This is a genomic window from Acidovorax sp. GW821-FHT10E03, from assembly GCF_059415205.1.
Genome location: NZ_JBWKMU010000002.1, coordinates 33,646 through 45,756, shown reverse-complemented (window position 1 = coordinate 45,756; position 12,111 = coordinate 33,646). Strand labels below are relative to the sequence as shown.

11 protein-coding genes are annotated in these 12,111 nt (G+C 73.0%); 9 read left to right on the top strand and 2 right to left on the bottom strand.

Annotated features, from left to right (window positions below; all coding sequences use genetic code 11):
• The first annotated feature begins 83 nt into the window (after positions 1–83).
• Positions 84–650 carry a carboxymuconolactone decarboxylase family protein gene (locus AC07OD_RS03435; RefSeq protein ID WP_494595165.1) on the top strand — a complete coding sequence of 189 codons (567 nt, stop codon included), beginning with the start codon at positions 84–86 and terminating at the stop codon, positions 648–650.
• A 21-nt stretch (positions 651–671) separates the two neighbouring features.
• On the opposite strand, the gene AC07OD_RS03430 is transcribed toward AC07OD_RS03435, so the two are convergent.
• A complete protein-coding gene (locus AC07OD_RS03430) occupies positions 672–1,601 on the bottom strand; it encodes a LysR substrate-binding domain-containing protein (protein ID WP_218295376.1) in 930 nt (309 codons plus the stop codon).
• Between the two features lie 92 nt (positions 1,602–1,693).
• Here AC07OD_RS03430 and AC07OD_RS03425 point away from each other — a divergent pair, with 92 nt between their 5' ends.
• Positions 1,694–2,335: a pyridoxamine 5'-phosphate oxidase family protein gene (locus AC07OD_RS03425; RefSeq protein ID WP_494595164.1), complete on the top strand. Its 642-nt coding sequence runs from the start codon at positions 1,694–1,696 to the stop codon at positions 2,333–2,335.
• 27 nt (positions 2,336–2,362) lie between these two features.
• Here the strand turns inward: AC07OD_RS03425 and AC07OD_RS03420 are convergent, their stop codons facing one another.
• On the bottom strand, positions 2,363–3,340 hold the full coding sequence (locus AC07OD_RS03420; protein WP_494595162.1) for a LysR substrate-binding domain-containing protein: 978 nt from the start codon (positions 3,338–3,340) through the stop codon (positions 2,363–2,365).
• A gap of 184 nt (positions 3,341–3,524) precedes the next feature.
• Here AC07OD_RS03420 and AC07OD_RS03415 point away from each other — a divergent pair, with 184 nt between their 5' ends.
• From AC07OD_RS03415 to AC07OD_RS03385, 7 genes are all read left to right on the top strand, one after another.
• A complete protein-coding gene (locus tag AC07OD_RS03415; RefSeq protein ID WP_494595160.1) occupies positions 3,525–4,280 on the top strand; it encodes a sulfite exporter TauE/SafE family protein in 756 nt (251 codons plus the stop codon).
• Positions 4,281–4,441: 161 nt separating this feature from the next.
• Positions 4,442–4,879 carry a cupin domain-containing protein gene (locus tag AC07OD_RS03410; RefSeq protein ID WP_255591121.1) on the top strand — a complete coding sequence of 146 codons (438 nt, stop codon included), beginning with the start codon at positions 4,442–4,444 and terminating at the stop codon, positions 4,877–4,879.
• 142 nt (positions 4,880–5,021) lie between these two features.
• The gene (locus AC07OD_RS03405; protein ID WP_494595159.1) at positions 5,022–8,867 is read left to right on the top strand and encodes an ATP-binding protein; all 3,846 of its coding nucleotides are present in this window, start codon (positions 5,022–5,024) and stop codon (positions 8,865–8,867) included.
• 153 nt (positions 8,868–9,020) lie between these two features.
• Entirely contained in the window at positions 9,021–10,109 is a 1,089-nt protein-coding gene (locus tag AC07OD_RS03400) for a DUF8740 domain-containing protein (protein WP_492807153.1), read from the top strand.
• A 22-nt stretch (positions 10,110–10,131) separates the two neighbouring features.
• On the top strand, positions 10,132–10,734 hold the full coding sequence (locus tag AC07OD_RS03395) for a phage tail protein (RefSeq protein WP_255591122.1): 603 nt from the start codon (positions 10,132–10,134) through the stop codon (positions 10,732–10,734).
• A gap of 8 nt (positions 10,735–10,742) precedes the next feature.
• Positions 10,743–11,351: a phage tail protein gene (locus AC07OD_RS03390; protein WP_218295370.1), complete on the top strand. Its 609-nt coding sequence runs from the start codon at positions 10,743–10,745 to the stop codon at positions 11,349–11,351.
• A gap of 17 nt (positions 11,352–11,368) precedes the next feature.
• Complete coding sequence (locus AC07OD_RS03385) at positions 11,369–11,938, top strand: Ig domain-containing protein (protein WP_218295369.1); 570 nt, start codon at positions 11,369–11,371, stop codon at positions 11,936–11,938.
• Positions 11,939–12,111: the final 173 nt, after the last annotated feature.

Sequence of the window (12,111 nt, the reverse complement as noted above, 5' to 3'; positions counted from 1 at the left end):
CACTGCAGGGGTGCTGTGTTCATGCACCCGATGCGGCCAACGCACCGGCTTTCAACCTCCATGCCATTTCCAAGGAAGACACCATGTCCACCATTGCCTCCTCCGCCGCCCGCATTCCCCTTGTCGACCGCTCCACTGCCAGCGGCCCGGCGCGCGCGCTGCTCGACCAGATCCACGGCGCTTTCGGCGCCACACCCAACATGTTCCGCGCGGTGGCCAACTCGCCGGCCGCGCTGCAAAGCATGTGGGGCGCCTTCGGTGCGCTGGGCGGCGGCCAGATCGGCGCCGCGCTGGGCGAGCAGATCGCCGTGGCCGTGGCCAACCGCAATGCCTGCGACTACTGCCTGGCCGCCCACACGGCGCTGGGCCGCAAGGCGGGCGTGAGCGGCGACGAGCTGGCCGCCGCGCAGTCGGGTGCATCCGCCGACCCGCGCACCGCCGCGGTGCTGCGCTTCGCGCTCAAGCTGGTCGACGAGCGCGGCCAGGTGGATGCCGCCGATGTGCAGGCGCTGCGCGAGCAGGGCTGGAGCGACGGGCACATCGTGGAGATCGTGGCCCATGTGGCGCTCAACCTGTTCACCAACTACGTGAACGTGGCGCTGGCCGTGCCCGTGGACTTCCCCGGCGTGAAGCTGCGCCCCGCGCGCTGAGCCGAGGGTGCTGCATGCCCCTCACGCCACTGTGCGGGCCGCTTGCAGTTCCTGCTCCAGCCACGCCGCGAAGCGCTGGGCCTGCGGCGATGCCTGGGGCGCCAGGCCGTAGTAGTGGCGCGTGAGCGGCAGGGCCAGCCCCGGCAGCGGGCAGGCCAGGCGGCCCGCCGCCAGGTCCTGCGCCACCAGCGAGGCGGGCGCGAGCGCGAAGCCCAACCCGTCCAGCGCGGCCTGCAGCACGAAATGCAGGTGGTCGAACTGCAACTGGCTCGCCGGTTGCAGGCGCGGGGCGCCCACCTGGCGCTTCCAGTCGTCCCAGTCGCCGGGGCGCGAACGCGACCACAGCAACACGTGCGCCGCCAGGTCGGGCGGCGTGCGCACCGGCTGGGCCGCCCACAGCGCGGGTGTGCCCACCACCAGGGCCTGGTCGTGCAAAAAAGGCTGCGGCGTGATCGCGGCCGGCCAGCCCGCCAGCCCCCGGCGGATGGCCACGTCGAACGGAGCGGTGGCGTGGTCGGGCGTGACCGTGCTGGTCACGACGTTGGGCTCGATGTCCGGGCACTGCGCGACGAAACCCGGCAGGCGCGGGATGACCCAGCGCACGGCGAACGAGGGGCGCACGTTGATGGTCACGGTGCGCGGGGCCCCGGGTGTCGCCAGGGCCTGGGCTGCGGCGCCGATCTGCGCCAGGGCGGGCTCCACCTGTGCAAAGAACTGCTGGCCCTGCGGCGTGAGCAGCACCTGCCGCACGCGCCGCTCGAACAGGGCCACGCCCAGGTGGTCTTCCAGCGCGCGGACCTGGCGGCTGATGGCGCTGTGGGTGACATGCAGTTCCATGGCCGCGCGCGTGAAGCTCAGGTGGCGCGCTGCCGCCGCGAAGGCGCGCACCGCATGGAGCGGGGGCAGGCGCTGTGGCGTGGCGGGCGGCATGTGTGCGATTTTGTCACGCATGCCGGGCGGCGATGTCGTTTGTCAGCGGCCGCCGTCGTGCGCACCATCGCCTCTGGCCCTGATCCCCTCCACCTTTTTTTGAACCACCCGCCATGACAGCCACCGCCCTGGCGCAGCCCGATCCCCATGCCATCGACACCCTGGCGCGCCTGGAGGCGCTGCTCGGGCCGCTCAGCGATGCCTCCGTGCACAAGGAGGTGCCCCGCGTCCACCCCGCCTACCGCGCCATGATCGAGGCCTCGCCCTTCGCGGTGCTGGCCACCACCGGCCCCGGGGGGCTCGATGCATCGCCGCGCGGCGATCCGCCAGGCTTCGTGCAACTGCAGGACGACACCACCCTGCTGCTGCCCGAGCGCCGGGGCAACAACCGCGCCGACAGCCTGCGCAACATCCTGGCCGATCCGCGCGTGGCGCTGCTGTTCCTCATCCCCGGCGTGGGCGAAACCCTGCGCGTGAACGGCCGTGCCCGCATCAGCGTGGCGCCCGACCTGCTCGCGCGTTTCGTGGTCAACGGCCAGCCGCCCAAGTGCGTGGTCGTGGTCGAGGTGGAGACCGTGTTCTTCCAGTGCGCGCGTGCCCTCCAGCGCTCGCGCCTGTGGGATGCCGTGCCGCCCGGCACCCCGCGACCGGTGCCCACGCCCGGCGCCATCCTTGCGTCCCTCACGCACGGCGCATTCGATGGCGCGGCGTACGACCAGGAACTGCCGGCGCGGCAGCAGGCGACGCTGTATTGAGAGGATCGGCCGGACGGACGCGAACCCTCAGGCCTGCTCGGCCGTGAAGGCCGCCGCCGCCCCCCGCAGCGCCTGCGCGAACTGTGCCACCTCGGCATGCTGCGCGTCCCGCAGGCGCTGGAACAGCGTGATGGGCGGCAGCGTCCAGCCAAAGCGGTGCGGCACGATGGCCACGCCGGCGATGCGCACCAGCTCCTGCGCGATGTCGGCCGGCACGATGGAGACAGCCCGCTCGCTGGCCGCCACCAGCTCGCCGATGACCTTGGACGAGAGGCTTTCCACATAAGGCTGCGGCGGCACCACGCCCGCGCGCAGGAAGAAGTCGGTGATCTGCTCGCGCATGGGCGTCTGCCGCGCGCCCAGCACCCAGTCCAGGTCCGCCAGCTCGGCCCAGGCCAGGGGCTTGCGGGCCAGGCGCGCCGACAGGCGGCGGTGGGCGATGAGGCGCGGCTCCTGGTGGTACAGCACCTCGTGCACCAGCCCGTCCATGTCGAGCACGGCGGATGCGCGGCCGATCACGCAGTCGAGTTCGTGCCCGCGCAGGCGCTGCAGCAGGTGGTCGCTGGTGCCTTCGTGGATGCTCACCGTGGCGCGCAGCCCGCGCGGCCGGGTCTGCCCGATGGCCGCGGCCAGCAGGCGGCCCGGCACGAAAGGGATCACGCCGACCTGCAGGTGCGCGGCGCGGCCCGCGCTGGCCGCTTCCATGTCGCGGGCCCAGTGGCCCAGGTCCTGCAGCAGGGTGCGCGCACGGGCCAGCGCCACGGCGCCGAGCGCGGTGGGCACCATGCCGCGCGGGGAGCGCTCGAACAGCGGCGCGCCGAAGATCGCCTCCAGTTCGGCCAGCGCGTGCGTGATGGCGGGCTGGCTCGTGGCCATGTGGTGCGCCACGCGGGTGAGCGTGCCATGCGCCTCGATCTGCTGCAGCAGCACCAGATGCCGCACCTTCAGGCGCGAGGCAAGGCGGGCCTGGACGGCCTCCGGATCCAGGGGCGGGGGCGTGGGCATCGGGTTTTTGGGGTATTCAGAAAACTGTATGGCTTGATATTAATTGCTGATGCTTTGCTTATGGGAAGTCTCCACAATGCGAAGCGAGCGAGGGAGCGAACAGGCAGGTGGGTGGAGCTGGCGGGAGCGCAGAGGCACCGCCAGTCTCCTTGGGCACGCGGACAACCAGAAGGGGGACAAGGCAATGGATTCAGTGCTGTGGGTGGTGGCCCTGGGGGCCGTGGCGGCGGGCTTCGTGCAGGGCCTGTCGGGCTTTGGCTTTGGCATGGTGGCCATGTCGTTCTGGGCCTGGACGCTGGAGCCGCGCCTGGCGGCCGTGCTGACCGTGTGTGGCGCGCTCACGGGCCAGCTGGTGGCGGCGGCCACGGTGCGCCGGGGTTTTGACCGGGTGCGCCTGCTGCCCTTTGTGCTCGGAGGGCTGGTGGGCATCCCGGTCGGCGTGGCCGTGCTGCCGCGCCTGGACATGGATGCGTTCAAGATCGTGCTGGGCACCTTGCTGGTGCTGTGGTGCCCAGCGATGCTCATGGCCCGGCAACTGCCCCGCATCGCCCGGGGCGGGCGCGTGGCCGATGCGGTGGTGGGCATGGCGGGTGGCGTGATGGGTGGGCTGGGCGGCTTCACCGGCGTGCTGCCCACGCTGTGGTGCACCTTGCGCGGCATGGACAAGGACGTGCAGCGCGCCATCATCCAGAACTTCAACCTCGCGATGCTGCTGGTGACGTTTGGCACCTACGTCGCGACGGGCCTGGTCACCCGCGAGGCGCTGCCCCTGCTGGCCATCGTGGTGCCGGCGATGCTGGTGCCCACGCTGTTGGGCGCGCGGCTGTACCACGGCATCAGCGACCTGCGTTTCCGCCAGATCGTGCTCGGGCTGCTCACGCTGTCGGGTGTGGCCATGCTGGTGGCGAGTGTGCCCAGGGTGCTGGCGCGGCTGGGGTGAGGGCGCACGCCTTCAGAACCCTGACGGCCCGGCAGCGCAACGGCGCCCAAGGCTCTAACATGCCCTTCGGCACGCGCCTTGCCCATGCGGGCGCGGCCGCCGCGGCGTGTGCCGGGATGACTGACCGGCGCGGCTGCGGCATCCATCCACCGAGGAGACTTATGACAACACACAACAAATCGCTTGCACGGGCTGCGGGCGCCGCCCTGGCTCTGGCCCTGCTGGCCGCGCCGGCCCTGGCCGAGGTGTACGCCAAGGAAGAACTGATCAAGGCCAGCAAGGAGGCCGCCGGCGGTGGCAAGGGCACGCTGATCGGCGAGTATGCGTTCACGCGCGACAAGGCGTCCAGGGACCAGGCCATCAAGGAGATCAGCTGGCTCACGCTGCAGCCGGGCGACTCCATCGGCTACCACAAGCACACGACCAATGAAGACACCTACATCATCGTCTCGGGCCGTGGCACCTTCCGCGACAAGGACGGCCGCGAGGTGCCCGTGAAGCCGGGCGATGTGACCATCGTGCGCAAGGGCGAATCCCATGGTCTGGTCAACACCGGCACCGAGCCGCTGGTGTTCGTGGATGTGATCGCCGAGCAGTGAGGGCGCCGTGGCGCGGCCCCGCGCAGTGACAGGGGCTGGGCGGCGGGGGCCGGCCGGGCTGCGCGCGGGCGGCACATAGAATGCCGCGGTGCCCGCCAGCGCACCATTCCTTCCCGTCCCCCGTTGCTCCTCTCTTCGCACCTTGACTACCTTCGTGAACGGGCCTCTTTCGCGCGAGCTGGCCATGCGCTTTCTGGGCGGATTCGACATCTCGCGCGGACAGGAGGCCGTGACCGCGTTCCCCTATGACAAGGTCCGCGCACTGCTGGCCTACCTGGCCCTGGAGCCTGGCGAGCACCGCCGCGAGCACTTGGCCGACCTGTTGTGGCCGCAGGTGGATGCCGAGCGGGCCCGCGCCAACCTGCGGGGCTGCCTCTTCGACCTGCGCCGTGCGCTGGGCGAGGCGCAGGCGACGGCGACGGGATCCCCGCCGCTGATCGAAGCGTCCCAGAAAACGCTGCGCCTGCGCGCCGGCGCCGGCTGCCGCCTGGACGTGGCCGATTTCCTCGCGGGCGCCGGCGTGCCCGTGGATGCGCCGGCTTTGCTCGAGCAGCGCGTGGCGCACTACCGGGGGGCCCTGCTGGCGGGGCTGTACCTGCCCGACGCGCCCGAGTTCGAGGCATGGCTGGCCGCGCGGCGCGAAGGGCTGCACCGCCAGGCGCTGGACATGCTGGAGCGGCTGGTGGCGCACCACGAGCTGCAGGGCCACGGCGCGAAGGCGCTGCAGTATGCGCAGCGCGCCATCGAGGTGGACCCGTGGCGCGAGCCCTTGCAGCGCAGCTATCTGCGGCTGCTCGCGCGCCGCAGCCCGTCCGCGGCGCTGACGCACTATGCCGCGTACCGCCGCGCCATCGCGCAGGAGCTGGGGGCCGAGCCCGAGCCACAGACCGTGGCGCTGGTCGAACGCATCGGCGCCGCCGCAGCACCGCACTCCCCGCGGCCCGAGGGCCTGGCGCTGCCGGAACGCCGCCGCCTTGCCGTGCTGGCCTGCGATTTCGAGCCGCGCGACGGCATGGACCCCGAGGACGCCGCCGCCGCGCTGGCGGGGCTGCTGGAGCAGGGCAGCGGGCTTGTTCGCGGGTACGCAGGCCATGTGGTCGCGGCGCAGGGGGGCGAGCTGCTCGCCTTCTTCGGCTACCCCAGCGCGCGCGAGCATGCGCCGCGCGATGCCGCGCAGGCCGCTCTCGCCCTGGTGCAGACGTGGCGTGCCGCGGGCTGCGCGGCGGACCTCGTGCCGCGCGTGGGCCTGCACGCGGGCTGGGCCTTTGTGGCCGAATCCCAAGGCCCGCCCGATGCGGCGGGCACGCTCACCAGGACGGCGCGCCGCATGGCGCAGGCCGCGCCGGCGGGGGGCGTCTTGGCCAGCGCCGCGTTGCGCGGCATCCTGGAGACGCATTTCCAATGGGGCTCTGCCCAGGAGGGCGCGGCGGTGCTGCTGGCCCGAAGGCAGGACATGCGCCGCGGGGATGCGGAGGAGCGCCCCGCCTCTCCCCTGGTCGGGCGGCGCCAGGAGCTGGACAGGCTGCTGGCCGCGTGGGGCGACGTGCAGCGGGGGCGGCAGGTGGGCGTGCTGCTGCGGGCCGATGCGGGCAAGGGCAAGTCCCGCCTGGCGGCGGCCCTGGCCCAGCAGGTCCGGGCCTGTGGCGGCCGGGTCGCCGAAGTGGCCTGCCAGGCCGAGTCGGCCCACATCCCCTATTTTCCCTTTGTCGAGCAGCTGCATCGCCAGATGGGGCTGGACCACGGCACGCCCGCCGATGCGCACCAGGGCGCTGTCCAGGCCGCCGTCCAGGTCCTGCAAGAGCTGGGGACGGAGACCGCCCTGGCGGAGCTGCCCGTGCTGCTGCACCTGCTGGGCTTGCCCATGGACCCCGGCATTGCCGCCGCTGCGCAGCCCCTGTACCCGGCCCAGCGCAAGGAACGCGAGCAGCACCTGCTGGCGCGGCTGTTCGGCCCCGGCAGCGATGGCCGGCCGCTGCTTCTCGTCGTGGAGGACCTGCACTGGGCCGACCAGGCCACATCGGAGCTGCTCGAGCGCATGCTGGCGCCAGACCGCGATGCCCCCTTGCTTCTGCTGTGCACCACGCGGGCGCAGCCGCATGGGCCGCTGGCCGCCAGGCTGGCGGTGCAACTGGAACTGGCGCCGCTGTCGTACCAGTCCATCCGCGCCCTGGTGACGCAGCTGGAGGGCGGCACGCGGCTGGGGGATTCCCAGATGGCGTCCATCGTGGGCCGCGCCGACGGGGTGCCCCTGTACGCCGAGGAACTGGCCCGTGCCGCTCTGGCGGGGGGCGCAGGCCACAGCGAGGTGCCGGCCACGCTGTGGGACGCATTGGCCGCGCGCCTGGATGGAATGGGCCCGGCCAAGCGCATCGCACAGTACGCGGCCTGCATCGGCCGCGACTTCGGAGAGGACCTGCTGCGCGCCATCTCCGGGCCACAGGACGATGTGGGCGGCGGCCTGGAGGTACTGCAGCACGCGGGGTTGGTGCGGCGGCGGCTCGGCGGGCCGCTGTATTTCCGCCATGCGCTCATCCGCCAGGCTGCCTACGAATCGCTGGCCCAGGCCGAGCGGCGGCGGCTGCATGCCCGGCTGGCCGAGGCGCTGCGCACCGATTTTTCCGAGCGTGTGCGGGCCTATCCCGCAATCCTTGCCCACCACCTGTCCGAATCCATCCATCCCGCCGCTGCGCATGCCTGGTGGGTGGCCGGCACCCAGGCCGCATCGCGCTCGGTGCTGGGGGAGGCCATCCACGACTTCTATGCGGGCCTGGCCGCCGTGCAGGCGCTGCCCGAGGACGACCCGGGCCGCGCGCGCGACGAGCTGCTGCTGCAGGTCGGCCTGGGCACGGCCCTGGTGGGCGCGCAGGGCTATGGCTCCGACGCGGCCAGGGATTGCTTTCACCGCGCCTGGGCGCTCGCCGCCAGCGCGCCGCCGGGCATGGACCTGTTCCCGCTCATGTGGGGCCTGTGGATGGTGGGGCGCCACAGCGAGGACGAGCATCCGCTGGAATACGCCGACCGCCTGGCCCGCATGGCCGAGGGCAGCCCCGATCCGGCGCGGCGCATGGCCGTGGAGTACGCCTACGGCAACAACACCCTGTGGCTGGGCGAGTTCGCGCGCTCGCGGGGGCACCTGGAGGCGGCCATCGGCTGGAGCACGCGGGTGGGCAGTGCCGAATCGATCGCGCGGTTCGGCGAGGACATCGGCATCGCCGCGCGCGCCCTGCTGGCCTGGGTGCACTGGATCGAGGGCGACCTGCCGCGCGCGCGGGCGCTGGCCGATGACAACGTGGCCCTGGCACGCACGCTGGGCCACGCGCACAGCTTTGGCTTTGCGTTCAGCTGCGCCGCCGTGCTCTACCGCCACCTGCGCGATCCGGAGCACGCCGCCGCCCTCAGCGCCGAACTGCTGGCCTACGCGCAGCACCACCGGCTGCTGCTGTGGCAGGCCGCCGCCGCGGCGGTGCTGGGCTGGGCGCAGGCGGTGCAGGGCGATGCCCGCGCGCTGGCCCCCATCCGCGAGGGCCTGGAGGGCGCGCGGCAGGTGTTCCGCGTGATCGAGATCACCTTCATGGCGTTCCTCATCGATGCGCTGCTGCACCTGGGCCGTGGCGCCGAGGCGCTGCCCGCCATCGACGAGGCGCTGCACAAGGCGGCCGCGCACCACGACACGCATTTCGTCGCAGAACTCCTGCGCCTGCGGGGCGATGCCCTGCTGCAGCTGCGGCCGTCCGACACCGTGCCGGCGCTGCGGCTGTACCGCGACGCGCTGGCGCGGTCCGAGGCCTGCGGCGCGGCCCTGTTTGCGCTGCGCAGCGCCACGCGCATCGCACGTCTGCTGGCGGCGCAGGGGGCCTGTGGCGAAGCGGCGGCGCTGCTCGAACCCGCATTGGCTCGCGTCTCGGACCTGCCTGGCAACCCGGATCTGCACGAGGCACGGGAATGCCTGGCGCAGTGCACCGCGGCGGCCGCGGCCATGCGCCCCTGACGGAAGCATCGCGGCGGCCTGCCCCCCGGCGTTTTGTCGCGGGCCCGGTCCAGGGCCGCGATCGCGGCATTCAACGCTCTGTCAACGCCCTGCTTTCCACAATCCGCCCCTTGTCCAAGGTGCCGCGGCGCGGCGTAACAGGGAGGAGGCGGGATGGTCGTGAATGCAGCGAAGAAGGCCGAGGCGGCGTACCCATGGCGTGGCACCGTGCGTGCCGCTGCCATGGCCCTGGCGCTGGGCTGGGGGCTGGCGGCGCAAGGCAGCCATGCGGCGGTGCCCGCCTCCGTCAGCTACCAGGGGCAGCTCACCCAGCCTGGTGGCGGGCCGCTGGCGGGGCCCGTGCAATTGCAGTTCCGGCTCTACGATGCGGCCACGGGCGGCGCGGCGCTGTGGGAGGAGACCCATCCGGCGGTGGCACTGGCGACCGGCGTCTTCAGCGTGCAGCTGGGCAGCATCGCCCCGCTGGCCTTGCCGTTCGACCAGCCGTATTACCTGGGCGTGAGCGTGAACGGCGCCGCCGAGCTGGCGCCGCGCATGCCCCTGTCCAGCGCGCCCTATGCCCTGAGCGCGAAGACCGTCGCCGACGGCGCGGTCACCGCCGCCAAGATCGGCCAGGTGTGCGCCGTGGGCGAGACGCTGCTGCAGACGGCCACTGGCTGGGCCTGCGGCGCGGCCACCGGCCCGCAGGGGCCGGCGGGCGCGGCCGGGCCCATCGGCCCCATCGGCCCGGCCGGTCCCACCGGCGCGGCGGGCGCGCGGGCGCTCATCGCCACCGCCGCCGAGGCTGTTGGCGCCAACTGCGCCACCGGCGGCACGCGGGTGCAGGGTGGCAGCGACGCGAACAGCAACGGCGTGCTGGACGTGGGGGAGGTCTCCGCCACCGCCTACGTCTGCAACGGCGCCCAGGGGCCGCAGGGGCCTGCCGGGCCGCAGGGCCCCGCCGGCCCGGCCGGCGGCGGCGCCGGCAACCTGGTGCACGGCTGCTTCAGCGTGGGGCAGGCCGGCAGCGGCACGGGCTACACCGTGGCCTACGACGGCGGCACCGGCCAGCACCAGATCACCTTCACCACCGCCTTCGCCAGCGCTGGCTACACGCTGGTGCTGGACGCGCGGGCCGCGCCCACGGGCCGCGCGCGCGCCGTGCACCCGGTGGCCAAGGCGGCCGGCGCGGTCACGCTGGCGCTGGGCTGGCTCGACAGCGCCGAGACGGCGCAGCCGGTGTGCTTCATCGCCGCGCAGTGATGCATCAAGAGAACGACATGCCATGAAGAAGAACCACGCTTTTGCTTCCCTGGCCCTGGCGGCCGCCCTGGCCGCCGGCGCATCGCCCGTGATGGCGCAGCAGGAATGCATGATGGGTGAGCTGCGCCTGTTCGCCGGCAACTTCGCGCCCCGCAACTGGGCCCTGGCGCAGGGGCAGATGCTGGCCCTCAACGCCCAGACGGCAGCGCTGTTCAGCATCCTGGGCACCACCTACGGCGGCAACGGATCCTCCACCTTCGCCCTGCCGGACCTGCGCGGGCGCGTGGCGGTCGGCGAGGGGCAAGGGTTCGGACTGACCTACCGCGCGCTGGGGGACCAGTGGGGCGCTGAGACGCACACGCTGACCACCGGCCAGATGCCCCTGCACATCCACGCCCTGAACGTGGCCAGCAATGCCCCGGCCACCACGGGCACCCCCGGTAGCGACAAGGTGTTGGCCGTGGCGCAGAACGCGGGGCTGTATGCCGCCGCGTCGCCGTCGGTGCAGCTGGCCGCCACCAGCGTGGCGTCCGCCGGCAACGGACAGGCGTTCCTGATCCTGCCGCCGAGCCTGGGCATGAACTACATCATCTGCACCGCGGGTGACTTCCCCGTCCGGCCGTGAGCACCGCCATGCAAACACGGCGAACACGGCTGGGCCAGCTCCTGCTGGCCGGCACGGGCCTGCTGGCATGCGCCGGCACCGGCGCGCAGGTGGCCGGCAACTGCCTGCTGGGCGATGTGCGGCTGTTCGCGGGCGACTACGCGCCGGTGGGCTGGATGCTCGCCAACGGCCAGGCCCTGAGCATCACCGACCACAACGCGCTTTTCTCGGTGCTGGGCACCACCTGGGGCGGCGACGGCATGACCCACTTCAACCTGCCCCATCTGGGCAGCCGGATCCCGGTGGGCACGGGCCAGGGACTGGGGCTGGCCACCGACGTCGTCGAAGGCACACACCGGGGCGACGAGCAGATGTGGCTTCAGCACTGGAACCTGCCGCCCCACAGCCACGCGGTGGCGGCGGCGGGCGGCGCGGCCACCAGCGCCACGCCCGCTGCCGGCATGGCGCTGGCCGCGGTGCCGGAGGCGGGCGCCTTCGCGGCGGTCGCGCCCGACACCCGGCTGGCGCTCACGTCGGTGGGGAGCGCGGGCTCCACCCAGTCGTTCGAGAGGCTGCCGCCGTCGCTGGCGCTGAACTACATCATCTGCGTGGGGGGCACGTACCCCACGCGGAACTAGCGGACAGGGAGCGCGGCATGCCATCCTTTCTTCTCTCCTCGGGCCGCGCGGCTGCTGCGCTCGCCCTGCTGGCTGGCGCCCTGGGGGCGCCGCCCGCAGCGGCCCAGGCCGGCGCCATCGCGGGGCAGGCCGTGGCGGGCCTGTCGTCGGGCGGCGGCGTGGTGCTGCACAGCGGCGCCGTCATTCCTCTGGCCAGCACGCCGGTGCTCACGGGGGGCAGCCTGCCCGGGGGCGTGGCGGGCATGGCCTACAGCCAGAGCCTGTCGGCCACGGGGGGCACGCCGCCCTACACCTACGCCCTGGCGGCCGGAAGCAGCCTGCCGGCGGGCATGTCCCTGTCCGCGGGAGGCCTGCTGTCGGGCGCCCCCACGGCGGCGGGCCACTACGGCTTTTCGGTGCAGGTCACGGACGCCGCGGCGCAGACGGCCACGGTGACCTATGTGTTCTCGGTGGCCGCCGCGCCCGGTCCAGGCGGGCCCGCGACCCCGGTCGCCGTACCGCTGGGCGGCCCGTGGGCGGGCACGTTGCTGGCGCTGCTGATGGCCGGGGGCGCGGCCACCGCACGCCGCCGTCAGCGCAAGGATTGATGCCATTTTGGGCTGCAGCGCTTTACCGCAAAGCGCTGGAAGCTATTAAAAATATAGCAAAAAATGCACGGACCGGTGCCTGCGCTCCCGCGTGCACCCGCCAGGGCGGCGGGCGTTCAACGCTGCGTCAACGCTGCCTGCGAACAATCGCGGCCCAACACGGTGCCGTGCAG

Excerpts from the sequence above, each read along its gene's own strand:
- AC07OD_RS03435 (WP_494595165.1), top strand. The coding sequence starts at position 84 with ATGTCCACCATTGCCTCCTCCGCCGCCCGCATTCCCCTTGTCGACCGC.
- AC07OD_RS03425 (WP_494595164.1), top strand. The coding sequence starts at position 1,694 with ATGACAGCCACCGCCCTGGCGCAGCCCGATCCCCATGCCATCGACACC.
- AC07OD_RS03385 (WP_218295369.1), top strand. The coding sequence starts at position 11,369 with ATGCCATCCTTTCTTCTCTCCTCGGGCCGCGCGGCTGCTGCGCTCGCC.
- AC07OD_RS03415 (WP_494595160.1), top strand. The coding sequence starts at position 3,525 with ATGGATTCAGTGCTGTGGGTGGTGGCCCTGGGGGCCGTGGCGGCGGGC.
- AC07OD_RS03390 (WP_218295370.1), top strand. The coding sequence starts at position 10,743 with ATGCAAACACGGCGAACACGGCTGGGCCAGCTCCTGCTGGCCGGCACG.
- AC07OD_RS03410 (WP_255591121.1), top strand. The coding sequence starts at position 4,442 with ATGACAACACACAACAAATCGCTTGCACGGGCTGCGGGCGCCGCCCTG.
- AC07OD_RS03420 (WP_494595162.1), bottom strand. The coding sequence starts at position 3,340 with ATGCCCACGCCCCCGCCCCTGGATCCGGAGGCCGTCCAGGCCCGCCTT.
- AC07OD_RS03430 (WP_218295376.1), bottom strand. The coding sequence starts at position 1,601 with ATGCGTGACAAAATCGCACACATGCCGCCCGCCACGCCACAGCGCCTG.
- AC07OD_RS03395 (WP_255591122.1), top strand. The coding sequence starts at position 10,132 with ATGAAGAAGAACCACGCTTTTGCTTCCCTGGCCCTGGCGGCCGCCCTG.
- AC07OD_RS03400 (WP_492807153.1), top strand. The coding sequence starts at position 9,021 with ATGGTCGTGAATGCAGCGAAGAAGGCCGAGGCGGCGTACCCATGGCGT.